27 protein-coding genes are annotated in these 24,049 nt (G+C 47.7%); 11 read left to right on the top strand and 16 right to left on the bottom strand.

The genetic code is table 11. From position 1 onward, the window contains the following. Nucleotides 1-3: 3 nt before the first annotated feature. From artQ to ACQ31U_RS10530, 3 genes are all read left to right on the top strand, one after another. On the top strand, nucleotides 4-675 hold the full coding sequence (gene artQ, locus ACQ31U_RS10540) for an arginine ABC transporter permease ArtQ (protein WP_431051856.1): 672 nt from the start codon (nucleotides 4-6) through the stop codon (nucleotides 673-675). Next, nucleotides 672-1,358, top strand: coding sequence for an arginine ABC transporter permease ArtM (gene artM, locus ACQ31U_RS10535; protein WP_431051854.1), 687 nt, complete (start codon nucleotides 672-674; stop codon nucleotides 1,356-1,358). The genes artQ and artM overlap by 4 nt, the downstream gene beginning before the upstream one ends. A 98-nt stretch (nucleotides 1,359-1,456) precedes the next feature. Further along, nucleotides 1,457-1,600: an entericidin A/B family lipoprotein gene (locus tag ACQ31U_RS10530; protein WP_431051852.1), complete on the top strand. Its 144-nt coding sequence runs from the start codon at nucleotides 1,457-1,459 to the stop codon at nucleotides 1,598-1,600. An 81-nt stretch (nucleotides 1,601-1,681) separates the two neighbouring features. Here the strand turns inward: ACQ31U_RS10530 and ACQ31U_RS10525 are convergent, their stop codons facing one another. The 4 genes from ACQ31U_RS10525 to dinB form a co-directional block, all read right to left on the bottom strand. Then, on the bottom strand, nucleotides 1,682-1,912 hold the full coding sequence (locus ACQ31U_RS10525) for a zinc-ribbon domain-containing protein (protein WP_431051850.1): 231 nt from the start codon (nucleotides 1,910-1,912) through the stop codon (nucleotides 1,682-1,684). A gap of 31 nt (nucleotides 1,913-1,943) precedes the next feature. Beyond that, entirely contained in the window at nucleotides 1,944-2,363 is a 420-nt protein-coding gene (ndk, locus tag ACQ31U_RS10520) for a nucleoside-diphosphate kinase (protein WP_431051848.1), read from the bottom strand. A gap of 189 nt (nucleotides 2,364-2,552) precedes the next feature. Next, nucleotides 2,553-3,860 carry an aminopeptidase PepB gene (gene pepB / locus ACQ31U_RS10515; protein ID WP_431054330.1) on the bottom strand — a complete coding sequence of 436 codons (1,308 nt, stop codon included), beginning with the start codon at nucleotides 3,858-3,860 and terminating at the stop codon, nucleotides 2,553-2,555. Nucleotides 3,861-3,962: 102 nt separating this feature from the next. Continuing rightward, the gene (dinB, locus tag ACQ31U_RS10510) at nucleotides 3,963-5,027 is read right to left on the bottom strand and encodes a DNA polymerase IV (RefSeq protein ID WP_431051846.1); all 1,065 of its coding nucleotides are present in this window, start codon (nucleotides 5,025-5,027) and stop codon (nucleotides 3,963-3,965) included. A 238-nt stretch (nucleotides 5,028-5,265) separates the two neighbouring features. Here dinB and ACQ31U_RS10505 point away from each other — a divergent pair, with 238 nt between their 5' ends. After that, a complete protein-coding gene (locus tag ACQ31U_RS10505; protein ID WP_431051844.1) occupies nucleotides 5,266-7,218 on the top strand; it encodes a glycoside hydrolase family 3 protein in 1,953 nt (650 codons plus the stop codon). An 18-nt stretch (nucleotides 7,219-7,236) separates the two neighbouring features. Here ACQ31U_RS10505 and ACQ31U_RS10500 read toward each other — a convergent pair whose 3' ends face one another. Both ACQ31U_RS10500 and ACQ31U_RS10495 read right to left on the bottom strand, forming a co-directional pair. Beyond that, nucleotides 7,237-7,935 carry a CidB/LrgB family autolysis modulator gene (locus ACQ31U_RS10500; protein ID WP_431051842.1) on the bottom strand — a complete coding sequence of 233 codons (699 nt, stop codon included), beginning with the start codon at nucleotides 7,933-7,935 and terminating at the stop codon, nucleotides 7,237-7,239. 9 nt (nucleotides 7,936-7,944) lie between these two features. Beyond that, on the bottom strand, nucleotides 7,945-8,352 hold the full coding sequence (locus ACQ31U_RS10495) for a CidA/LrgA family protein (RefSeq protein WP_431051840.1): 408 nt from the start codon (nucleotides 8,350-8,352) through the stop codon (nucleotides 7,945-7,947). A gap of 102 nt (nucleotides 8,353-8,454) precedes the next feature. Here ACQ31U_RS10495 and ACQ31U_RS10490 point away from each other — a divergent pair, with 102 nt between their 5' ends. From ACQ31U_RS10490 to ACQ31U_RS10475, 4 genes are read left to right on the top strand one after another with little or no spacing between them, the layout of a single operon-like run. Then, nucleotides 8,455-8,946 carry a thermonuclease family protein gene (locus tag ACQ31U_RS10490; protein WP_431051838.1) on the top strand — a complete coding sequence of 164 codons (492 nt, stop codon included), beginning with the start codon at nucleotides 8,455-8,457 and terminating at the stop codon, nucleotides 8,944-8,946. 38 nt (nucleotides 8,947-8,984) lie between these two features. Then, on the top strand, nucleotides 8,985-10,193 hold the full coding sequence (locus ACQ31U_RS10485) for an aminotransferase class V-fold PLP-dependent enzyme (RefSeq protein WP_431051836.1): 1,209 nt from the start codon (nucleotides 8,985-8,987) through the stop codon (nucleotides 10,191-10,193). A gap of 3 nt (nucleotides 10,194-10,196) precedes the next feature. Continuing rightward, nucleotides 10,197-10,592, top strand: coding sequence for a SufE family protein (locus ACQ31U_RS10480; RefSeq protein ID WP_431051834.1), 396 nt, complete (start codon nucleotides 10,197-10,199; stop codon nucleotides 10,590-10,592). Between the two features lie 44 nt (nucleotides 10,593-10,636). Next, a complete protein-coding gene (locus tag ACQ31U_RS10475) occupies nucleotides 10,637-11,464 on the top strand; it encodes an SDR family NAD(P)-dependent oxidoreductase (RefSeq protein WP_431051832.1) in 828 nt (275 codons plus the stop codon). 52 nt (nucleotides 11,465-11,516) lie between these two features. Here the strand turns inward: ACQ31U_RS10475 and ACQ31U_RS10470 are convergent, their stop codons facing one another. The 3 genes from ACQ31U_RS10470 to ACQ31U_RS10460 are packed head-to-tail and all read right to left on the bottom strand — an operon-like array spanning nucleotide 11,517 to nucleotide 15,373. After that, nucleotides 11,517-11,714, bottom strand: a complete 198-nt coding sequence (locus ACQ31U_RS10470; RefSeq protein WP_431051830.1) for a YnbE family lipoprotein — start codon at nucleotides 11,712-11,714, stop codon at nucleotides 11,517-11,519. 16 nt (nucleotides 11,715-11,730) lie between these two features. Further along, nucleotides 11,731-14,565, bottom strand: a complete 2,835-nt coding sequence (locus ACQ31U_RS10465) for a YdbH family protein (protein ID WP_431051828.1) — start codon at nucleotides 14,563-14,565, stop codon at nucleotides 11,731-11,733. Nucleotide 14,566: 1 nt separating this feature from the next. After that, entirely contained in the window at nucleotides 14,567-15,373 is an 807-nt protein-coding gene (locus ACQ31U_RS10460) for a hypothetical protein (protein ID WP_431051826.1), read from the bottom strand. Nucleotides 15,374-15,468: 95 nt separating this feature from the next. Between ACQ31U_RS10460 and gloA the strand changes: the two genes are divergently transcribed. From gloA to ACQ31U_RS10445, 3 genes are all read left to right on the top strand, one after another. Continuing rightward, nucleotides 15,469-15,876 carry a lactoylglutathione lyase gene (gene gloA / locus ACQ31U_RS10455; RefSeq protein ID WP_431051824.1) on the top strand — a complete coding sequence of 136 codons (408 nt, stop codon included), beginning with the start codon at nucleotides 15,469-15,471 and terminating at the stop codon, nucleotides 15,874-15,876. 70 nt (nucleotides 15,877-15,946) lie between these two features. Further along, on the top strand, nucleotides 15,947-16,624 hold the full coding sequence (rnt, locus tag ACQ31U_RS10450; protein WP_431051822.1) for a ribonuclease T: 678 nt from the start codon (nucleotides 15,947-15,949) through the stop codon (nucleotides 16,622-16,624). 87 nt (nucleotides 16,625-16,711) lie between these two features. Continuing rightward, nucleotides 16,712-18,070: a Na+/H+ antiporter family protein gene (locus ACQ31U_RS10445; RefSeq protein WP_431051820.1), complete on the top strand. Its 1,359-nt coding sequence runs from the start codon at nucleotides 16,712-16,714 to the stop codon at nucleotides 18,068-18,070. A 131-nt stretch (nucleotides 18,071-18,201) separates the two neighbouring features. Here ACQ31U_RS10445 and ACQ31U_RS10440 read toward each other — a convergent pair whose 3' ends face one another. The 7 genes from ACQ31U_RS10440 to ACQ31U_RS10410 form a co-directional block, all read right to left on the bottom strand. Next, on the bottom strand, nucleotides 18,202-18,426 hold the full coding sequence (locus ACQ31U_RS10440; RefSeq protein ID WP_431051818.1) for a YgjV family protein: 225 nt from the start codon (nucleotides 18,424-18,426) through the stop codon (nucleotides 18,202-18,204). Between the two features lie 257 nt (nucleotides 18,427-18,683). Continuing rightward, nucleotides 18,684-20,195, bottom strand: coding sequence for a glycerol kinase GlpK (gene glpK / locus ACQ31U_RS10435; RefSeq protein ID WP_431051816.1), 1,512 nt, complete (start codon nucleotides 20,193-20,195; stop codon nucleotides 18,684-18,686). Nucleotides 20,196-20,216: 21 nt separating this feature from the next. Then, nucleotides 20,217-21,014 carry an MIP/aquaporin family protein gene (locus tag ACQ31U_RS10430; RefSeq protein WP_431051814.1) on the bottom strand — a complete coding sequence of 266 codons (798 nt, stop codon included), beginning with the start codon at nucleotides 21,012-21,014 and terminating at the stop codon, nucleotides 20,217-20,219. A 304-nt stretch (nucleotides 21,015-21,318) separates the two neighbouring features. Then, entirely contained in the window at nucleotides 21,319-21,639 is a 321-nt protein-coding gene (gene yciH / locus ACQ31U_RS10425; RefSeq protein WP_431051813.1) for a stress response translation initiation inhibitor YciH, read from the bottom strand. Nucleotides 21,640-21,647: 8 nt separating this feature from the next. Further along, nucleotides 21,648-22,340 (bottom strand): orotidine-5'-phosphate decarboxylase, encoded by a 693-nt coding sequence (gene pyrF, locus ACQ31U_RS10420; protein ID WP_431051811.1) that lies wholly within the window; start codon nucleotides 22,338-22,340, stop codon nucleotides 21,648-21,650. An 85-nt stretch (nucleotides 22,341-22,425) separates the two neighbouring features. After that, nucleotides 22,426-23,610, bottom strand: a complete 1,185-nt coding sequence (lapB, locus tag ACQ31U_RS10415; protein WP_431051809.1) for a lipopolysaccharide assembly protein LapB — start codon at nucleotides 23,608-23,610, stop codon at nucleotides 22,426-22,428. Between the two features lie 5 nt (nucleotides 23,611-23,615). Continuing rightward, nucleotides 23,616-23,912: a LapA family protein gene (locus ACQ31U_RS10410; protein ID WP_431051807.1), complete on the bottom strand. Its 297-nt coding sequence runs from the start codon at nucleotides 23,910-23,912 to the stop codon at nucleotides 23,616-23,618. Nucleotides 23,913-24,049 lie beyond the last annotated feature (137 nt).

Raw genomic sequence — 24,049 nt, 5'->3', positions numbered from 1 at the left:
GCGATGTTTAGCAATTTTCTTTCACTGATGTTTTCGGCCACCCTAATGACCTTAGGGTTGGCTGTGTGCGCCCTAATTCTCGGCTTGATGATGTCGATGGTTTTTGTGGTGTTTGAAACCGCAAAAATTCGCTGCATTCGCAACGCCACCTCCGTTTTTTTAACCTTATTACGCGGCTTACCGGAAATTTTAGTGGTCTTGCTGATCTACTTCGGTTCCACTCAAGTATTATTCATTTTAACCGGCGATTTCGTTGAATTCAGCCCGTTTTGGTCGGGTGTGGTCGCGTTGGCGATTATCTTTGCCGCTTACGCCTCGCAATCGCTGCGCGGTGCGATTCAAGCCATTCCGCTCGGACAATGGGAATCGGCGTCGGCATTGGGGTTAAGTCGCGCGCAAGCCTTTATGTCGATTATTATGCCGCAAGTGTGGCGCCATGCCCTACCGGGTTTGAGCAACCAATGGTTGATCTTATTGAAAGATACCGCACTGGTGTCGTTAATCGGGGTGAATGATTTAATGCGCCAAGCGGAATTAAGCAACGCGAACACCCATCAACCCTTTACTTGGTACGGTATTGCTGCGCTGCTCTACCTTGCGGTCACGATTCTCAGCAAAATCGGTATCGCCTACCTAGAAAAGCGTTTTACCCGTTTTGAAAGGGAGGCGGCATGATCACGGATTATTTCAGTATTATTGCGCAAGGCATTCCGACCAGTTTGGCGCTCACTGCCGTTGCCTTAGGGATTTCCTTTATTTTGGCGGTGCTGTTTACCTTTATTCTGTCAATGGAAAACCGCACTTTGCGCGCCTTAGTCAACGGTTATATCACCCTGTTTACCGGCACGCCGTTGTTGGTGCAGATTTTCCTGATTTATGCCGGACCGGGACAATTCCAATGGATTATCGACAGCCCGTTTTGGTCGTTGCTGTCTAATGCGTGGTTTTGTGCCATGCTTGCCTTGGCGCTCAACAGTGCCGCCTACTCGGCGCAACTGTTTCACGGTGCGGTGAAAGCGATTTCCAAAGGGCAATGGGAAAGCTCGGCGGCATTGGGCTTAAGCCGTTGGCAAACGTTACGGATTTTAGTTCCGTTTGCGTTAAAACGCGCCTTACCGTCTTATAGCAACGAAATTATTTTAGTGTTTAAAGGGACATCGCTCGCTTCGACCATCACGATAATGGATATTATGGGCTATGCTCGCCAGCTGTACGGCACACAATATGATGCGTTGTTGATCTATGGTATCGCCGGGGCGATTTATCTGCTGATCACCGCTATCGCCACCCTGTTATTGCGCCGTTTAGAGAATCGCGTGTTGTCATTTGAACGTTTGGAAACCAGCAAAAGTCATTAACCGCAGAGTTGTTATTTTGGTTTTATCAGTGTAATATGCAGGTAAGTAGTTATTTTAGACTGCTTAATTGACTTTAACACCATTATGGGAGAATGCTTATGAAAATGATTTGGGCGCTTATTTTGGCGGCAACAATCGGAACATTAACCGCCTGTAACACAGTCAAAGGTGCCGGGCAGGACATTCAATCTGCCGGTGAAGCTATCGATAACACCGCGACGAAAGTACAAAATAAAATGTAACCTGACTCGCCGTTAACTTAGCAATGAAATGCCGAATGGGAATCCCCTCGGCATTTTCTTTTTCTATTTCAGAACGCAGCGTCAGCCGTGGGTGATCCAACTTGCCAACAAAATAAATACGGTGAAAATCGCCAGCCAGATTAAATGCAGTTTCACGCTTTTGCGGTTGATTTCCTGTTTATGTTCGCGCAAGCGTTGGTGTTGCGCTTTATAACGTTCTAAATCCTCAGGATCAAACGAAAAGCCGCAAGACGGGCAGGTTTTTGCCGTATCACTCACTTTATGCCGACATTCCGGGCAGCGGGTCAACATCTTATTTCCTCAATCTCTCAATCTGTTCAAATTAACGTGGAAAAATCTCGCTTTCGGCAAAAAAATATTCAATCTCCCGTTTTGCCGAGGCTTCCGAATCGGAACCGTGCACCGCATTAATGCTTTTGCTAGTGGCGTAATCAAAACGGATGGTGCCTGCCGCCGCGGTTTGCGGATCGGTCGCCCCAATCAATTGCCGATACTGTGCAATCACATTTTCCCCTTGCAGTACCGAAACCACCACCGGTCCGGAGGTCATAAATTCGACTAACTTTTCATAAAACGGTTTGCCTCGATGTTCGGCATAAAATCCGCCCGCCTGCTCTGCGGTCAGGTGCAACATTTTACTGGCAACAATGGTAAAACGCGCGCTTTCAAAACGGGAAAAAATGGCGCCGATCAAATTTTGTTTGACGGCATCCGGTTTGATAATCGAAAGGGTTTGTTGCATACGGCTTCCTTATTGATTGTGATAAATTTGAGATTATTAACAAAAGTTACTGATAAGGCAAAGTAGGGGGGATTATATATCCGCCCGTTTACGAAGTGCGGTATAAGCATTTAATCCACAGTCGAAAAATACAAAGTGCGGTTCGGGCGGAAATATAATCCCTCTACTTTTACCATAAACATCAACTGCTTAATCTTTATCCGCTTGGCTTAACAATAAATTGGCAAGAGTGTTGACGCCAATTCCGGTCGCGCCGCCCGCCCATAACGGACCGGCGGATTTGCGGAAGGTGGCGGAACAATCGATATGCAGCCAATTTTTCCGATACGCCTTTAAGAAATAAGATAAAAACGCGGTGGCGGTGCTCGCCCCGGCGCTACTGCCTGCCGCTGCCGACGAGATGTTGCAAATATCGGCAAAAGTAGAGCTGACCTGTTCACGGTGAAAATCTTCAAACGGCAAACGCCAGAACGGCTCGTTTTCTTCTCCTGCCGCGGCAAATAAGGCTTTGACCAGTTTGTCGTCCATTGACAGCACCGAATGGTAATCGTTGCCGACCGCCATTTTTGCCGCGCCGGTCAAGGTGGCGCAATCAATGATAAAGTGCGGTTGCTGCGCTTCGGCGTCAATCAAGCCGTCCGCCAACACTAAACGCCCTTCTGCGTCGGTGTTCAGCACTTCCACCGTGACGCCGTTGCGGTATTCGATAATGTCGCCCAAGCGGAACGCGCGGCTGCTGACCATATTTTCTGCACAGCACAGATAGAGTTTCACCCGTTTATTCAGACCGCAGGCAATCGCCAAGCCCAACGCCCCGGTCAGCAACGCCGCACCGCCCATATCGGAACGCATCGAATCCATACTGTTGCTCGGTTTCAAGCTGTAACCGCCGGTATCAAAGGTGATCCCTTTGCCGACCAAACATGCCATCACCGGTTCGTCCGGATTGCCGCTCGGATTGAAATCCAGCTGCAACATTGCCGGTTGGTTTGCCGATCCTTTGCCGACCGTCCAAATGCCGTGATAGCCACGTTCGCGCAGCTCTTCGCGCGCAATAATGTGATAAGAAACCGCACTTTCGCTTTCGGCTTGTTGCGCTTGCCGCACAATAAAATCGGCGGCACGGTGCGCCAGTTCTTGCGGGGTGATCACCTCCGACGGCAGGTTGATCAGCTCACGCACAAAATCCCCCGCCTCGATTTGGCGGAACAATTGCTGTTGTTCGGCATCGTCTAAGGTCGGGAATTCAACCGCAAACTGCTGCTTGGCGGTGTAAAAGCCTTGATAAAACGCCCAACAACGATCCAAATCCCAATGCTTGCCTTCCAGTTCAACCTCATTGATCCCTTGCGTGCGCAATTTACGCGCCGCCTGCTGGATTTTGCGACGACTTTTTTCTTCGCCGAAATGGATGGTCGCCACGCCGTTATCAAAACTGATAACCGCACTTTTGCCCCAAATTTCAGTTGCCGACGCTTTGCTTAAACAGATTTTCATACTCATACCGATACCTTTTATCTTCAAATTTAATTGTTTATAGCATAAACGAATTTTTAGTAAATCAGAAATGTCATATTTTTGTTAAAGTTTTGAATTACGTCACCATAAACTGAGCTGGCGTGCTTTATTTTTGTGCGGAATGGTCACATTTAAACCGATTAAGCGCACGCTACGCCCGTTTGCCCGCTGCCAGATTTGTTGTAACAATTGTTGAAAAGCGTCTTGATTCGGCACATAGGCACTGCTTTCCAGGGTCGTGGTTTGAAAATCGTTAAATTTGAGCTTTACCCCGATTTTACGGTAACTGCGCAACGGAATATCCGGTTGCGCACGCTGTAAACGCAGCCGTAATTTTTGATAGAGCGCCGATAGGATATCGACGGCTTGTTCCGGCTGCCAAATGTCTTGAGCCAAGGTGGTTTCCACCCCGACCGACTTGCGCTCCCGCTCGGGCTGCACCGCTCTTTCATCAATCCCATGACTGAATTGCCAGATCCGCTGCCCGAGTTTGCCGAATTGATCCAATAAAATATGTTGCTGCAAAGCGCGAATATCGGCACAGTGGTTCAGCCCCATTGCCGCTAATTTTTGTGCGGTGACCGGTCCCACGCCCGGAATTTTCTTCAGCGGCAACCGTAGCACAAACTCATCGATCTGTTCAGGCGTCAGCACGAATTGTCCGTTCGGTTTGTTCATATCCGAGGCGATTTTGGCGAGAAATTTCAGCGGGGCGATCCCGGCGGAAGCAGTCAATTGCAACTCGTCAAAAATCGCTTGCCGGATTTCAGCGGCAATCCAAGTTGCCGAGCCGTTACATGCTTGGCAATCGCTGACGTCGAGATAAGCTTCATCCAACGACAACGGCTCGATTAAATCGGTGTAACGTTGAAAAATGCGGCGCACCTGTTCGGATACTTGTTTATACAGCGCCATATTGCCCGGCAATAGAACCAGATTCGGACATTTCTTGAGGGCAAGTGCGGTCGGCATTGCACTGTGCAAGCCGAATTTGCGCGCTTCGTAATTACAGGTCGATAACACGCCGCGCTGTGACGTGGTGCCGCCCACCGCGACCGGTTTTCCCTGTAAAGTCGGATTTTCGCGCATTTCGACTGCGGCAAAAAAACAATCCATATCGATATGAATAATTTTTCTCTGTTGCATTCTGTTGCATAGCCCTGTTACAACAAACGTTGGATACCATATCGGCATTATAACGCAATTTACTGTATAAAAAAACAGTGTTAATGGAGTAAATTTACGCAATCAAAACTTGAAATGCCCATCCGTTTGAAAAGTAAACCAAGGTTAATATAAAGAAAGCGCTATTGCATATGCCTGTCATGAATTTTTATTTAAAATAGTGAAACTTATTCGCTGTAATCCCAGATGGAAAAGATCGTTGACCAGACTACCCGCACTATGCCTGTTTTGCCTGCTGAGCGCAAATCTATCAGCCGCCGCGCCGACACAACCGCACTTGAGCTATCGCAATGTGCCGTTGTTACAAATTGGGCAATCGCAATTCAAAGATCTGAACCGTAACGGCAGATTGGATCCCTATGAGGATTGGCGGTTAGCGGCGGAAACCCGTGCCGATGATCTGCTGGCGCAAATGAATCTGGCGGAAAAAGCCGGGATGATTATGCACGCCACCGCCATGACCACGGAAAATCCGCGAGGCAAAGGCGAATCCTACGATTTAACTGCCAATCGGCAGCTGATCGTGGAAAAACATGTCGCTAGCCTGCTCACCCGTTTGTCAGCGCATGCCATTGCCACTTTCAGCGAAGAAAATAATAAGTTGCAGGAGCTTGCGGAGAGCACCCGGCTTGGGATTCCGCTCAGTATCAGTTCTGATCCGCGCAATTCGTTCTCACCCGACGGCATGAGTATTTCCGCCGGAAAATTTACCAAATGGCCGGGATTACTCGGTTTCGGGGCGATCAATGATGAAAAACTGACCAAACGTTATGCCGATCTGGTGCGGCAAGAGTATTTGGCCAGCGGAATTCATATCGCGCTGTCGCCACAAGCGGATTTGGCAACCGAACCACGCTGGCCGCGTATTATCGGCACTTTCGGCGAAGATCCCGACAGGGTAAAACGGATGGTGAAGGCCTATATCGAAGGCATGCAAAACGGCAACGGCGGACTGCAACGCAATAGTGTGATTGCGGTAGTGAAACATTGGGTCGGCTACGGCGCCGCTCAGCATGGTTGGGACAGCCATAATGCCTATGGCAAATATGCCGTTTTTCCCGGCGATCATCTGCAACAGCACATCTATCCGTTTACCGGCGCCTTTGAAGCCAAGGTTGCGGGCGTAATGCCGGCATATTCGGTTTTGAAACAAGTGCGGCTGAACGGCAAAGCGTTGGAGCCGGTTGCCGCCGGTTTTAACCGCACTTTACTCACTGATCTGTTGCGCGGGCAGTATGAATTCGACGGCATAATCCTCGGCGACTGGTTAATCACCAACGACTGTGATCTCGCCTGCCGCGAAGGCAATCCGAACGGCACGCCGCACGAACCGCCGGGCGCACCTTGGGGCGTAGAGACATTGACACGACAACAACGTTTTATCAAAGGTTTAAATGCCGGGCTTGATCAATTCGGCGGCGTATCCGACACCGAGCTGATTATTGATGCAGTGCAACGGAATAAATTATCCGAGGCTCGTTTGGATCAATCGGTGCGTCGTATTCTGATCCAAAAATTCAGTATCGGCTTGTTTGAAGCGCCTTTTGTTGATCCGATTAAGGCGGAAAAACTGATCGGCAACTCCGCTTGGCAAAAAGAGGCGCAGCAAGCGCAAATCAAATCGTTAGTGCTGTTGGAAAATAAGCAGAAAACCCTGCCGCTCAAGAAAAAAAGTAAGGTTTTCTTGCATAATATTGATGCAGAGGTCGCCGGCGCCTTGGGCTTTAATGTGGTGGCGACGCCGGAACAAGCGGATGTGGCGATTATCCGCATTGCTACGCCGTATGAAATCCTACATCCTAGCTACTTTTTCGCTTCGCTGCAGCATGAAGGTTCGCTGGATTTCCGCTCCGGCAATACCGATTACCGTTTGATTCGCGATACCGCGCAAGTGGTGCCGACCGTTGTCACTATTTATCTGGATCGTCCGGCGATTTTAAGCAAGATTAAACAACACGCTTCGGCACTGGTTGCGAATTTTGGTATCGGCGATCATGCCTTGTTGACTGCGTTGATGAGTTCAGCCGGGTTCAGTGCCACATTACCTTTCGAGTTGCCTTCGTCAATGAAAGCGGTGGAAGAACAAAAACCGGATGTTCCCAGCGACAGCGCGGATCCGCTATACCCTTTGGGGTTCGGTTTAACACACTGACTGGCACGCCGACCGCACTTAAAACAGCAGAATCACCACATGAAACACCAACGGCGCCAAAATCGAACTGATAATGCCGCACAGCACCAATGCAATCGAGCTGTATACCCCGGCTTGCTGATCGACCTCTAAAGTGCGGGCGGTGCCGAGCGCATGCGATACCGCACCAATCGATAGGCCTATCGCTTCGGGGTGTTTCACGCCGATTTTTTGTAAGATGAAATAACCGAAAATCGAGCCTTGCAAACCGGCAAGCACCACGCCGACCGCCGCCACCGACGGAATGCCGCCGACGGTTTCGGCGACGGCCATTGCCATCGGCATACTGATCGATTTCGGCAAAATGGTTGCCACAATCTCTGCGCTTGCCCCTAACAACAACGCCAATACCGCCCCGCTAAACATCGCGAGGAGTGAGGCAACGGTGGTAATCAGCAAAATACTGCGCCAACGATTGCTGATTTGGCGCAACTGTTCATACAACGGCAATGCCAGTGCCACAATCGACGGCGCCATTAGATTATTCAACGGTGCGTTGCCCTGCATATAGCTGTCGTAAGGAATGTTCAGTAACAACAGAATGCCTGACAGCAGTAATAACGTCAGCACAAAGGAATTAAACACCATGGATTTCCAACGTTTGTTAATCCAAAGTGCGGTCATAAATGCCGCAATAGTCAGCCCCGAATAGAGATAAAGCGCCAAATCCTGTAACATCGTTTCCTCCTAGCTCTGTTGCCGTTTGTGTCGGGCTTTTTGGCGTAATTTGCGGATACTATGCCGTTCATACAGATAATCCCCAAGCAAACCGACCACCACCAGTGTCAGCATGCTGCTGACGATATTCGGAATCAGCAGCGGTTTCGCATTGGCGAACAGCAGATCGGCATACTTGATAATCCCGACACTGACCGGAATAAACAGCAGCGCCATATAGCGAATCAACAGGCGGGAACCGAATGCAATCCATTCCACTTTAATCACCTGCGTTGTCAGACACAGAAAAAGGATCAATAATCCCCAGATACTACCCGGTACACCGAGCGGAATCAGATGTTGCAACGCAATACCGAGATACAAAACGGCATATAAAATCGCAAGGGAGCGCAATAAATCGAAGGCTTTTTGTTTCATCTTGGTTTGTGATAACGGAAAAATATGAAATAATTCTCCCTCAATTTGTGATCAATGTCACTGTATTTCCCGCTTTTTTCTGATAATAGATAAGGTTGTAAAGTGTCGATAACACGTTTTTTCTTTTTATTTGCATTTTTGTTACTTTCTGCGATAACAATCCAAGCCAAAACTACGACTAATGCCTTGCAGTGCCGTGCGATTCATATCAGTGACGGCGACAGTTTCACCTGCTTAACAAACAATCACAAACGAATCAAAGTGCGGTTAGTCGGCATCGATGCACCGGAAAACGGGCAAGTATACGGCAAGCAAGCCAAACAACAACTGGCTAAACTGATCCACAAACAAAGCGTGACCCTGAAAATCGACGGCATTGATCAATATGCCCGCCGCTTGGCAACGGTATATGATATGCAACACCAAAATATTAATCGGTTAATGGTGGAAAGCGGTTATGCTTGGGCATACCGTTTCTATAAAAAAGATCCGCAATACCAACAGGCACAACTGGAAGCACAATGGAAAAAAAGAGGGCTTTGGCAGGATCGCCATCCGCAAGAGCCGTATTTGTGGCGTAAGGAACAACGTTGAGTTTATAATAGCGACCTGTTTAACCACTCGGATAGCTTATGCCTAACTTTAACCCAACTGTATTTCGAGCCGATTTCCCCTATCTGCAACAAGATTCTGCGTTAATTTATTTCGATTCGGCGGCGACGGCGTTGAAACCGCAGGTGTTGCTCGACAGTACGCTGGCGTTCTACCAAAGTGCGGGGTCGGTACACCGCAGCCAGCATGAATCGGCACAGACCGCACTTTACGAACAGGCACGGCGGTTGACCGCACAATGGATCAATGCGCCGTCGAGCGATTGTGTCGTTTGGACCAGCGGCACGACGCAGGCGATCAATATGGTGGCGCATGGGCTGGCAGCACAAATCCAAGCAGGCGATGAAATCATTATCAGCGAAGCCGATCATCATGCCAATTTTGTCACTTGGTCGGTCGTAGCGCAGCAGCGTGGCGCGAAACTCATCGTATTGCCGATTAACGATCAATGGCTGATCGAAAGTGCGGTTTTGCAACAAGCGCTCTCGCCACGCACCAAATTGGTGGCGTTAAACTATGTCTCGAATGTCACCGGTACCGCACAGCCGATTGCCGAGTTGGTGCAAACCATCCGTCAAACTGCGCCGCAAGCCTTGATTGTGGTCGATTGCGCGCAGGCGATTGCGCACCTTAAACTGGATATTCAGGCACTGGACGCGGATTTTTATGCCTTTTCCGCCCATAAACTCTATGGACCAAACGGCTTAGGCGTGTTAAGCGGAAAACGAGCGGCACTGGAACAACTCACGCCGCTACTGTATGGCGGCAAAATGGTGGATCGGGTGTCAAAACAGCAGATCAGCTTTAACACGCTGCCCTATCGTTTAGAAGCCGGTACACCCAATATTGCCGCCGTGATCGGCTTTGGCGCGGTGTTGAATTGGTTGCAACAAATCGATTTTGCGCAAGCTGAAAAGCACGCAGTGAATTTAGCCGAACAAACCAAAGTGCGGTTGCGGCGTTATCCCGGCGCCCGCCTGTTTAACTCGCCGCAAGCCAGTTCTGTTGTCTGTTTTGTCTTTGATGATTTGGCAACGTCTGATCTGAATACGCTGCTGAGCGAACAAGGCATTGCGTTACGCGCCGGCGAACATTGCGCCCAACCTTATCTTGCCCGTTTAGGGCAAAAAAGTACGTTGCGCCTGTCGTTTGCCCCTTATAATACCGAAGCGGAAGTCGAGGCGTTTTTTAACGCCTTAGATAACGCACTCGCCTTGTTGAGAGATTAACCGATGGCAAACAACCAAGACATAATTCGGCAATTTGAACAATTCGATAATTGGGAAGAACGTTACCGTTATCTGATTCAACTTGGTAAAAAACTGCCGATTCCTTCGCCCGAACAACTGGAAAATATGACGCGAATTCACGGTTGCGAAGTGGAAGTGCGGTTTAGCGCAGACAAGCGGGCTGACGGGGATTACCATTTCGCGGCATACAGCGAAGCGCGGATTATGAACGGCTTGTTGTACCTGTTGTTAAGTGTGTTACAGAATCTGCCGTTGGGTGATATTCGGCAATTTGATGTGACCGCATTGTTACGGCAATGCGGCATTGCCTCACGTTTAAGCGAAACCCGCTTAAACGGATTGAAGCACATCGAAACGCTATTACATCATTTGGATTAGGGACTATGGCTCAAATTATAAACACAGATCAACAGGCTCTAAGCATGAGTAAAACCATTTTCATCACCGGCTGTTCCAGCGGTATCGGTTATGCGACCGCACATTATTTACGGCAACACGGCTGGCAGGTGATCGCCAGTTGCCGTAAAGCGGAAGATGTTCTGCGTTTGCAACAAGAAGGGCTGGAATGCGTGCAACTGGACATGACCGATTCGGCGCAAATCCAACATGTGTTGCAACATATCGGGCAAAACCGCACTTTAGATGCCATTTTCTGTAACGCCGGCTACGGGCAGACCGGCGCGGTGGAAGATGTTTCGCGTGCCGCGTTACGCGAACAGTTTGAGACCAATGTCTTCGGCACGTGGGAATGTATTCGGCACGCCATGACGCTGTTCCGCCGCCAAGGACACGGGCGGATTATCGTCAACAGCAGCATTTTGGGTTTTGCCGGCATGCCGTGGCGCGGGGCTTATAACAGCAGTAAATTTGCCCTAGAAGGCTTGTGCGACACCTTACGTACCGAATTGTTCGGCAGTCAGATTTTCGTCAGCTTGCTGCAACCGGGTCCGATCACCAGCAAATTCCGCCCCAATGCATTGCAAAAATTTCATCAGTATATTGACTGGCAACACAGCGTGCATAAAACCGCCTACGAAAAACAGTTGGCACGCTTGAACACCAAAGGTAATGCCAACCCGTTCACGCTGCCTGCCGAAGCCTGTGCCAAGGCAGTATTGCAATGCCTGAACAGTGCCAAACCGAAAGCCCGTTATCAGGTCACTTTTCCGACCAAGCTCTATTGGTGGCTGCGCCGCTTGTTGCCGACACGCTGTTTTGATTGGGCAAATTGGAAAGGCGGGAATAAATAGTCATGCGAAAGTGCGGTGCAGATCACGCTAATCAGACCGCACTTTGCCTTTGCTATTGTTGCAAGATATTGTCTTCCGCCAAAATCTTACGGGTGTTGTCATCGGCTTCAATTTGAATCTTATGCTCGATTTCCACATTCATATTGATGGTAATCCCCTCTTTCGGCGTTTCCAGCTGAATTTTCGGCACGCAACCGAGCAAGACAGATAAACTGAACAAAAGTGCGGTAAATTTTAGCTTGAATAACATAATGGCTCTCTAGGGTCTATTGTTCACGTCGTTGGTACAGACGGTATTCTAAATTTTGTTGCAGCTCCGAAGCGAAATTGATCGATTTCCATAAATCAAAGGCATTTTCTTTATGATTGTAATTCAAAAAGATCGGATTTTGTAAGGCATTATTGGCTTTAATTTGCGCATTCATTAAACCTGTGCCGTCTTGCAGTAAATTCACCTTGATATTGGAATCATACACGTCCATAGTTTCCATCAAATTAGTCAGGATCCGTTCGGTAATCCCGCCGCCCTGTTCGATTTTTTCAATCAACTCATCGCTCAAATGAATGCGCCAATCGCTGCCTTGTTCAATAATGCCGTCACACACAATACAAGGGGAATTTTCAATCCAAAACGGCAGCTTGGCATTCACCTTGCCGGTCATCTCCAATTGGTTATATTGCATAAAATCCAGCACCTCGCTCAACTCAATATTGTTCAAACGCAAATAAGCGGCATTATGCTGCGGCAATGAGAATTTATCCACGTCCAATTCGCCGCCTAACAGATTTAAGTGCAATTTTGACAGCGATAACGGCTGTTTGCGTGTCCATGGATAGTGCCCTTGTAGCTGTAACGACACATTTTTCAGTTTGACCCCATTATCCAAAGTCGCGATTTTCACTTCGACCGGTTGTTTAATGCCCAGTTGGAAACGTTGATCCTGATAACGGTACGGCAGAGAGAAATTAATGCCGCTGATCGCCCCTTCGGGTAATGCAATATCGCCTTGTTGAATCACAATATGTCCCCCGGCAACCACCCCACTTTCCGGCGTAATGGAAAAGGCGGTTTGCCCACGAATCGTGCCGCGTTGGATCAACCAATTCCAACGCGGCGGAAACAGCGGTTGGAACACATTGGCAGACTGTTGCGGCCAATAGATATTGCCGCGTAACACGCCATCCTGATAGCGGGAGAACAGACGGATCGGTCCGAGTTTATCGGCGGTCAGCTCGCTGCGCAAATTCAAATCGGTGAAATCCTTGCCTTCGATGCGCACCCCGATATCCGGTTTGAGAAACGCACCGCCGTAATCAAATTGAATTTTCGGCGTACTCAGGGTCAATCCCCCTTGCAATTGTTGCTGCTGATAATCCCACTTGACCGATTCGGTCAAGGTCAATTTCAAGGGGTCAACCCTAACGCCGGACAACCCGAAGCGATCCAATTCACCGTCAAGCAATTGAATATGGATTAAATTATCTTGCCAAAATCCGCGGCCGCGCAAACTCACCAGACTGCGCAAACCGGGAATATCGGCGTATCCCCAAAAATTCCAATTCCAGATATTGGCTTTTACCGCTGCCGATTTTAACCCTGTCACATTTTGGGCGGAGCGGATATTAAAAATGGAATGAATCCCGGCGATAAACTCATTGGCACGTCCGTCAAGGTGCAAGTCAATCTGATCAAACTGCCGGGTTTTGCCTTTCAGAATCGCCTGCAAACGCCCTTTGACACCGTATTGCCCGACGACCACCCCAGCCAAGGGCAAACGCAATTCTTCAATATCAATATACTCGGTATTGCCGCGCATACGTAATAACGAACCGCTTAAAAAACGTAACATCGGGTCATGTAGCGGGCCTTCTATCCGCATCGGCAAACCGGCATAAAAAATGCTGTCGAAGGATTTCACATCGCCGTTCACTTGCAGCGGGATATTCAGCGACTCTCGTTCGATTTTCCCGTTCAAGCCTTGAATCACAATCACGCCCTTGCCTTTTTCGCCGTTAGAAAGCAATGACAGGCGAAAGTTAACGCTTAACGGGAAACTGTTCCAGAAAAAACGGCTCTCTTCCGCTTGCAGGTTCAAATCCAAAAAACCGGTCATCGGCTGCGGTAAATCTTTCGCCCAATTAAACTGCGCTTTGCTGATTTGCAAATTGCCGTTTTTAATATCAAACGGCAAATTCAAGAGCTCGTGCTGTTGCTGCCCGACCGTTTCATACAACTGCAAGTTGGCTTGTTCTTCCTGCCACACCAGCTTCATTCCGCCTTGCGGAATCACCAAATAAGGCGAACGCCAAATAAAATCAACATCCGCACGCAATGGCAGTTGTGCAAAACTCTCCGCCAGTTCGGCGTTAAACGTCAATTGGTTCGATTGCTCACTGTCCGGCAGATAAACCGCCGTTGCCGTTAAATTTTGCCCGACAAGCCGCGCATTCAAATCAAATAATACCGATTCCAATTGAAGCGCTGAATTTTCGTCACTAGCCTGCCTGCTGCTGCCGTTGGGTTCTGAAACCGTTTCGGGTTCAGCCTGCGTTTGCTTGTCACGCGAAAGTGCGGTTCCGTTTGCTTCGCTTGCCCGCAGGTGCAAGCGCACTTCATTGCCTTGGCGTACCGCACTTACGCTGGTCGTCGCCGCCAAAATTTGTTGCAACTGCGGTTGTTGTACGCTTTCCGTATGTTGCCAATGCAATTCGGCAATCTCGACCTCGCCCAATGGCAACAGTGCAAACAAACGATTGACGGTGAAAGGGGTTGCCTCTTCCGCCGTATTATCTTGATTCATCAGTTGCTGCAAACAGGCATAATCCAATTGTAATTGTCGTACCGCCAATTTCCGTTGCTGTCCGGTTAAGCGAATATCGTTCGCCTCCGCCAGCCGGCAAGTCGCCGTTTGCAGCTTGAGCTGCGGCAACCTTATGCCGTCAAAATCGATTTGCGGGGCTTGTTTCAACTGGATTTGATAATCCGGCATGAGGAAATAATTGGTGACGGTCTGCAAGCCGTTACCCTGTAACAGATATAACAGTGCGCTGCCGAGTAACAGCGACAATACCGCGAATACAAACAGACACTTCTTCCACATATCAAGTTAACCAAAATGGAAAACTGAGTGCCAGAATCAGCAAAACTGCCAAATGCGGCAACCTAAGCGGATTATTTTTGCTGATCGAGCCGCCTAACATGGCAGCGGCAAGCAAATGTACGACAAAATACAGAATGAAACCGCTCAATGGCGTGATAACCGTAATCAAGTTGAAATATAGCAATAACAACACGATCACGCTGTAAACCGCATTAAGCAATAATGTCAACAACATCAGACGGGGCAACAATTGCAACAAGCCCTGCAAACGGTTACGTGATACCCGCAATAGCCAATTCGCCAATACCACGGCTAGAAACAATTGGCTGAACGGGCTGTAAGACAACCATTCCGCCCGCGGCAAATTCCACCAAATCGCAAGATATGCCAGCACACCGAGCAGCGCGCAAACGTTGGCAAACAGTAATAAAGCCCGTTGAAGCCGTTCATCCTCTTTCGGTTGTTGCCATACTGCAAATAACGTTAACAAACCGCTCACGATCAGCAGCATGAGCGGAATATAACGTTTTTCCGCCAATGCGCCGAGCAATAACAGCCCCACCCAATAAAGCGCCAAATACAACGCGGCGTTGACCAAACGGAAACGTTGCCCGTTACAAATTTCGCCTTTGATAAACACCACTTGCAAAACCAATTGTGCGCTCAATACCGCAAAGGCAAAATACGCAATAAAGCGATTTAAATGCGGCAGGGAAAAGAAAAGTGCGGTTTCCGCGCCTAACAGCAAAACCGGCGGCAGCAGAGAGAGTAAGAAGATCCGAATTTTGTTCTCGTTATGGTCTGACATAGAACGTCCAACGTGCTAAAATAAATAGTAATAAATCACAAATTGACATTATAATGCCATATTTATTGTTTCGTTAACAATTTAGGGGACTAATCATGCGAATTTTACATACTATGCTGCGCGTCGGCGATTTGGATCGCTCAATTAAATTTTATACCGAAGCATTGGGAATGCGCGTTCTGCGTACCAGTGAAAACACCGAATACAAATATACACTGGCATTTTTAGGCTATGATGACGAAGATAAAAGTGCGGTACTGGAACTGACCTACAACTGGGGCGTGGGACAATACGAACTCGGCACGGCTTACGGGCATATCGCCATCGGCACCGATGATATTTATGCCACTTGCGACAAAGTGCGGTCTGCCGGCGGCAACGTCACCCGCGAACCGGGTCCGGTCAAAGGCGGTACAACCGTCATTGCCTTCGTGGAAGATCCGGACGGGTACAAAATCGAATTTATCGAAAATAAAAGCGCCAAAGCCGGTTTAGGCAATTAATTTTTTCTGCCGAAATCCGCTGATATGTCGGATTTCGGCGTTTTTTATTCCAGTCAAACAGGATCTTATTTTGACCACTGCCGTGCAAACCGCCGAATCAAACAACACGCAAACCGATTACAATCTTCTGAAAAACCGCTTTCGCGAATATTTTCCGGTGATTATTGATGTGGAAACCGCCGGATTTAATCCGAAAACCGATGCGCTATTGGAAATTGCCGCCGTTACCTTAAAAATGGATGAGCAAGGGCTACTGCAAGCGGATGAAAAATGCCATTTCCATATTGAGCCGTTCCAAGGGGCGAATATCAATCCCGACTCCTTGAAATTCAACGGCATTGATATCGATAACCCGCTGCGCGGCGCGGTCAGCGAAGAAACCGCACTTGGCGAATTATTCAGAATGGTGCGCCGCACCCAAAAAGCCGCCGACTGCAAGCGTTCGATTATCGTGGCACATAATGCCGCCTTTGATCACGGCTTCCTAATGGCGGCGGCGGAGCGCACCCAATTGAAACGCAATCCGTTTCATCCGTTCGGCACCTTTGATACTGCCACCCTCGGCGCTTTTATGTTTGGCAATAATGTGTTGATCAAGGCCTGTCATGCCGCCGGCATCAGTTTTGATCCGAAACAGGCGCATTCCGCGTTGTATGACACCGAAAAAACCGCCGAATTATTCTGTTATATGGTCAATCGCTTAAAAACATTGCGAGGATTTCCGCTATTTGCCGCGAATTCACAATAAAATCGAGAAAATCATTTTATTTTGCTTTACAATCGCTGCGCTTTAATTTTTGTTTTTATATTTTAACCAACTTCAAGGAACCTTATTATGTTACTCACCAACAATGTGGTGTTATCCATTATTCTGCTGTTAGCGCTCAGTTTAATGCGGATTAATGTGGTTATCGCCCTGATTATTTCCGCTTTGGCTGCCGGTTTATTGGGCAGCATGGATATTCAAACGACCATATCCACCTTTACCAACGGTTTGGGCGGCGGTGCTGCCGTCGCGATGAATTACGCCATTCTCGGCGCCTTTGCCGTGGCAATTTCCAAATCGGGTTTAACCGATTTATTGGCAATGCGGGTGATTAAAAAATTAGGCAAACAACCGAGCGAAAAAGCGCTGTTCTGGTTTAAATATTTGGTGTTATTGCTGTTGGTTCTGTTTGCGATTTCCTCGCAAAACCTGCTGCCGGTGCATATCGCCTTTATTCCAATCGTGGTGCCGCCATTGTTAGACATTATGAACCGTTTAAAACTGGATCGTCGTGCGGTGGCTTGCGTGCTGACTTTTGGTTTGACCGCAACCTATATGATTCTGCCGGTCGGTTTCGGGAAGATCTTTATTGATAACATTATCGTCACCAAAATCAATGAAACCGGCGCAGCCTTGGGCTTACAAACCAATGCCGCACAAGTTTCCAGTGCGATGGTAATTCCGGTTATCGGGATGATTTTAGGTTTGCTGACCGCCATTTTTATCACTTATCGCAAACCGCGCAATTATGTTGTCGCCACCCCCGAGCCAACCGCCGAAAGCATTGAACAGCGTATTGCTAAAATCAGCCCGCGCCATGCGGCAATCAGCATTATCGCCATTGTTGCCACCTTTGCCCTGCAACTCTACACCGATTCGATTATTATCGGCGGTTTAGTCGGGTTGGCTATCTTTGCGCTCGGGGGGATTTTCAAACTGAAAGAAAGCAACGATCTGTTCCAACAAGGCTTACGCTTAATGGCAATGATCGGTTTTGTGATGATCGCCGCTTCCGGCTTTGCCAACGTGATCAAAGAAACCGACGGCGTGGCGGCATTGGTGCAAACCTTCAGCGAAACCATTGGTAATGATAATAAAGGGTTAGCCGCAATGATTATGCTGTTAATCGGCTTGTTTATCACCATGGGAATCGGTTCTTCTTTCTCAACCGTTCCGATTATTGCCGCGATTTATGTGCCGATTTGTATCAGTTTGGGTTTCTCCGAATTGGCTACCGTATCCTTGGTTGCCGTCTCCGCCGCACTCGGCGATGCCGGCTCCCCGGCTTCCGACTCCACATTAGGGCCGACCTCCGGTCTCAACGTGGACGGCAAGCACGATCATATCTGGGATTCCGTGGTGCCGACCTTTATCCACTTCAACATTCCGTTGTTAGTGTTCGGTTGGATTGCTGCAATGGTGTTGTAATTCAGTCGGAATACGGATTAGCGTCTACGCAACCGAATTAAAAAACCACTGTCACTAAAACAGTAACAGTGGTTAAAGTAACATCCGAAGTGCGGTCTACGCTTCGCCGTCTTTTAACACGCTCGGTGCGATTACGCCCGGCGTTTTAATTTAATTATCTGATAAATATTCACCACAGTGATAAACACGTTCAGCAACACCACCGGCATCGAGGCAATCAATATCCCATAGACAATAAACATCATTGCGCCAATCGCATTAATCAAACGTAAATACAGCATAGAGCTTAATAAAAATGAACCGGCGACAAATGCAGTTGCAATATACCCAAGAACTTCAATTAAAGTAGCTGACATAATATACTCCGTTTTTTATATTGTTATAAATAAAATAACCGCCTTTTGGGGCGGTTTTCAAGAAAGCGCACAGATTATCAAATCTTGCTCGATCTAGAAAGCAGTTTTGATGATTCTCACCACAAAGTGCGGTCAAAAACCCAAAATATTTGAAATAGATCACATTTTATCCGTGTAAAAACCGCACTTTCGTATAAATAAAATAACCACTGCCCTGATTTGGCACAGTGGTTAAACAAAAATACGCAAAGTGCGGTTTATTCTTCGTCGTCTTTTTCCCAAGCCAGTGCGCGTTTTACCGCTTTCTTCCAGCCTTTATAACGCCGGGCGCGTTTTTCTTCGCAGCCGTCCGGCGTGAAAGTGCGTTCGATACTGGCTTTATCTTTCAGCTCATCCAGATCCTTCCAGAAACCGGTCGCCAAACCGGCTAGGTAGGCAGCCCCAAGTGCGGTCACTTCTTTCACTTTCGGACGTTCCACATCCGCATTCAGAATATCCGCTTGGAACTGCATTAAGAAGTTATTCGCAGTCGCACCGCCATCCACACGCAGTTTTTTCAGGCTATCGCCGGAATCGGATTGCATGGCTTCCAACACATCACGGGTTTGATAGGCAATCGATTCTAAGGTCGCACGTACAATGTGGTTGCGGTTCGCACCACGTGACAAGCCCATAATCGCCCCGCGCGCATACGGATCCCAATATGGTGCGCCCAGTCCGGTAAAGGCCGGCACGACATAAACGCCGTTGCAATCCGGCACTTTTTGCGCGAAATACTCGGAATCATAGCTGTCATGTACGATTTTCAATTCGTCACGTAGCCATTGAATCGAAGCGCCGCCCATAAAGATTGAGCCTTCCAGCGCATAACAGGGCGAACCGTCGCTTTTACACGCAATGGTGGTCAACAAGCCGTTTTGCGAACGTACCGCTTTGTCGCCGGTATTCATTAATAAGAAACAGCCCGTGCCGTAGGTATTTTTTGCCATTCCCGGATTCACACACAGATGTCCGTAAAGTGCGGCTTGCTGATCGCCGGCAATTCCTGCCACCGGAATCCGCACCCCGCCTTGCCCGCCGATGTTGGTTTGTCCATAAATCTCGGAGGATTTTTTCACCTCCGGCAACATCGAACGCGGCACACCCAAAATTTCCAGCATTTTCTCGTCCCATTGCATGGTATGAATATTGAACAGCATAGTTCGGGAGGCATTGGTATAATCGGTGACATGGGCGCGGCCTTGGGTTAATTTCCATACTAACCAAGTATCTACCGTGCCAAACAACAACTCACCGCGCTCTGCTTTTTCACGCGCCCCTTCCACGTTATCCAAAATCCATTTAACTTTGGTGCCGGAAAAATACGGGTCAACCACCAAGCCGGTTGTGGCTTTGATATATTCTTCATGTCCGTTTGCTTTCAGCCGCTCGCAAATATCGGCAGTACGGCGGCATTGCCACACAATCGCATTGTAAATCGGTTTACCGCTCTCCTTTTCCCACACAATCGTGGTTTCACGTTGGTTGGTGATACCGATTGCCGCAATACTGTCCGGTGTAATGCCCGCCATTGCAACCGCTTCATTCAAGGTTGAACTTTGTGTCGCCCAAATCTCCATCGGGTTATGCTCAACCCAACCGGCTTGCGGATAAATTTGGGTAAATTCACGCTGTGCCACGCTCACCACATTGGCATCATGATCCAAAATCAATGCGCGCGAGCTGGTTGTTCCTTGATCTAACGCAATAATGTATTTTTTGTCAGACATAATCATCTCCTGTTATTTTAATTAGTCGATTTGGCAAGTGTTACAAGGTAAATTTTTATTAATCAAACGTTGGTAGGCATAAGCCCCGATCAAAGCGCCGATAATGGGAGCAAAAATCGGAACTAATGCGTAAGGTACTGCTTGCCCGCCGGTCATGGCAATATCCCCCCAACCCGCCAAATAAGCAAACAATTTCGGACCAAAATCACGTGCCGGATTCATCGCAAACCCGGTCAAAGGGCCCATTGCCCCGCCAATGGCTGCAATCAAAATCCCGATTAATAATGGCGCTAACGGTCCACGCGGCAAACCATTACCGTCATCGGTCAACGCTAAAATCAACGCCATTAGAACGGCGGTGATCACCATTTCCACGGCAAATGCCTGAGCCAGCCCCAATGCCGGATGCGGATAAGTTGAGAATGTTCCGGCGAGGCTTAAACTCTCTTGGCTGCCACGCACAATATTATTCACCGTTTCAAATTCAATAAATAAATTGCGGTATAAAAAGTAAACCAGCGCTGCCGCACAAAATGCACCGGCAACCTGTGATAAAATATAAGGCAGGACTTTTTTGCCGTCAAAACAGGCAAATTTCCATAGTGCAATGGTGACGGCAGGATTCAAGTGTGCTCCAGACACCCCCGCAGTCGCATACACCGCAAGGGCAACCCCCATTCCCCACATAATACTGATTTCCCACTGTCCAAAACCAGCGCCCGCCACTTTCAAAGCGGCGACACAGCCAACTCCGAAGAAAATAAGCAATCCCGTTCCTAAAAACTCGCCGATACATGCGGCTTTAAGCGATCTTTCCATTTCAACATCTCCGTGCTTGGTTAAACAAAGTTAAGTCAAACGAACATTTAAATTTTCTTTTTAGAAAATTTAAATGCAATTTAACCAATATCATTATTTTTAGAAAGCGTATTATTTCGAGATTGTGATATCTATCAAATTATTTATTTGATAGTAATTTTAAATGGTTATAAATAACGGAAGGTAATCACACAAGTAAATTTATTTCAATAACGAAAATTAGTGATTCAATTAAAAAGAAAAGCGTCTTTGCTAATATAATCAGCAAAGACGCCAGTGGTTATACTGCTATTCGGTAGATAGCTCAGCCGCCGGCCAACTTGACCTGATAGCCTTTTTGTTGCAAAAGCTGCTTTAATAATTCACGGTTTTCGCCTTGGATTTCAATCGTGCCGTTTTTTACCGAACCGCCGCAGCCGCAGCGCTTTTTCAACTCCGACGCTATTTTTTCCAATTCGACACTCGGCAAAGCCAAGCCGGTGATCACGGAAACGCCTTTGCCTTTACGTCCGCTGACTTGGCGTTGGATGCGCACAATACCATCGCCTCGGGCAATCACTTCTTGCGGTTTTTCCGCTTTCACCCGACCGGTTGCGGTGGAATAAACGAGAGGGTTATTCGACATTTTCAACCTTAGGCAATCGCAGCATTAATACTTTTTAACACCCCGACCGGATCTTCCGCCAAGGTGATCGGGCGACCGACAACCAGATAATCCGAACCGGCTTCGATGGCTTCTTTCGGGCTCATCACCCGACGTTGATCGCCAAATTCCGCCCCTTCGGGACGAATGCCCGGGGTGATCAATTTGAAGTCTTTGCCACAGTTGGCACGCAAAATCTCGACCTCTTGCGGCGAACATACCACACCGTCCAATCCGGCACGCTGGCTCAAACGCGCCAAACGAATCACCTGCTCCATTGGGGAGGCATTCAAACCGATTTGCAATAAATCCACATCTTCCATGCTGGTCAACACCGTGATAGAAATCAAAATCGGCGCTTCTTTGCCATACGGCTCAAGGATTTTTTTTGCCGTTTCCATCATGCGCAAACCGCCGCTGGCATGGACATCGACCATCCACACGCCCAAATCCGCCGCCGAGCGCACCGCTCTTGCCACCGTGTTCGGAATATCATGGAATTTCAGATCCAGAAACACATCAAAGCCACGGCTATGCAGTTGTTTGACAAAATCCGTTCCCAAAGTGGTAAACATTTCTTTGCCGACTTTTAAACGGCACAAGCTCGGATCAATTTGATCCACCAAATTCAGGGCTTGCCGTTCCGTTTCATAATCAAGTGCAACGATAACTTTACTGTCCATACTGTTTCCTTTTTATTTAGCTGAAATACGAGGGTCTGTTTATCTTCATCTTAAATGTGGCTGAGCACATTTTTGCCAAAATTATTTACTGATACTGCCCGTCCACCGGTTTGATGGTTTCCCATTTGTTGCACGACGGACAATTCCACACCAAGCGGTGGCTACGATAGCCGCAGTGGGAACAGCGGTAGGAAAAACTTTGCCCGATTTTATTTTCGACCAGCTGCTGTAAACGCACCAAACTCTCTTTGGCCCGGCCATTTTCCGCCTCATCAATATCGTATTGAATCAAACGGTTGAAAATATCCATACTCGGAATGTCATTGAGTTGCTGATATAAATTCGCCTGTGCAACGGCGGCACCGCTCTTTTTATCAATCAATTCGGCTAATGCCAGCTCGATTGCCCCGCTTTTGTATTGTTGTTTAGCTTTGATTAAAAATAACTCATAATTATTTTCTTGCTGTAATTGCTGGTAACACCATTTCAAGTGCGGTAACACTTCCGATAAAAAAGCCGGATTTTGTGATAAAATGTTTTGAAAATGTTCGATCGCGGTTTGAAATTGCTGTTCGCGCATTTCGATATAGGCTAATTCGATTGAGGCTCTAACACAATCGGCAGACACCTCTAACGCACGGGTTAAATAATGTTTGTTCTCTTTGCTCGGTAATTCTTCGGCGGCAACATATTCGCAATAATAATGCGCCAATTCGGTATTATTCGCTTTGGGAAACACTTTCTGACGCTTTTCCGTGACATCTATCGCTTTTTTCCATTCTTTGGTTTTCTGATAGATTTTTGCCAGTTGTTTCAACGCATTATTGGCAAATTCCGGCTCATCAACCAGACTGATATAAATATTTTCCGCCCGGTCCAAAAAACCGACTTTCATATAATCAAACGAAAGTTGCTGTTTGGCTAATAATTTCTGATCAAAACTGAAATTCGGATCTTCGACTAAATTTTGGTGAATACGAATCGCACGATCCACTTCGCCGCGCGAACGGAATAGATTGCCGAGGGTTAGCGAGGCTTCAAATTGCGAGTCGCTGTGAATGTCGTTTTCATTTTCTTGTTTTTGCAGCATATCCAAAAACAGATCCACCGCCTTTTCTTGTTGGTTAGAAAGCAAAAAATTTACCCCGGTGACATAATCACGGGACAACTTGTTGCTGACTTCGTCCTGCCCTTTTTTAGCATTACGATACCCCATATACCAGCCATAAAGGGCGGCAACGGGCAATAACAGGAAAAGTAATTCAAGCATTGAGATTACACGACTGTTTTATCACGGCTAGCGGTCAATTCAGTGATTTGCTGCGTTTGACGGTTAATTTGGCGGGTCAAGCGGAAATTTTTGACTTTCAGGCGTAATACAAAGAATGCACAGATTAGCCAACCGAGTAATAAGCCCAAACCAAATAAAATGGCGGCAAGCGAGGATAATTGCAATTCGCTTTTTGCGATGATGTAGTTAAATGAAATCACCTGATCATTATCCGCACCAATGGTAATCGCCACAATGACAATTGCCAGTACGATAGCAAAGCCTAAAATGTATTTAATCATTCTATTCTCCTGAATTTTATAGCAAACACCCCCCTATTATGCCAAAAATCATATCAAGCATATAGATAAATCCGCGATTTATTTCCGTTTAATCGAAAAAGTGCGGTTTGCTCAATTGCAGGCAATAAAAAACGGCA

The organism is Testudinibacter sp. TW-1, from assembly GCF_050613185.1.
In the GTDB taxonomy this organism is placed as follows: Bacteria; Pseudomonadota; Gammaproteobacteria; order Enterobacterales; family Pasteurellaceae; genus Chelonobacter.
The sequence above is the reverse complement of the archived record's forward strand: the minus strand, read 5'-3'. Positions and strand labels throughout refer to the sequence as shown.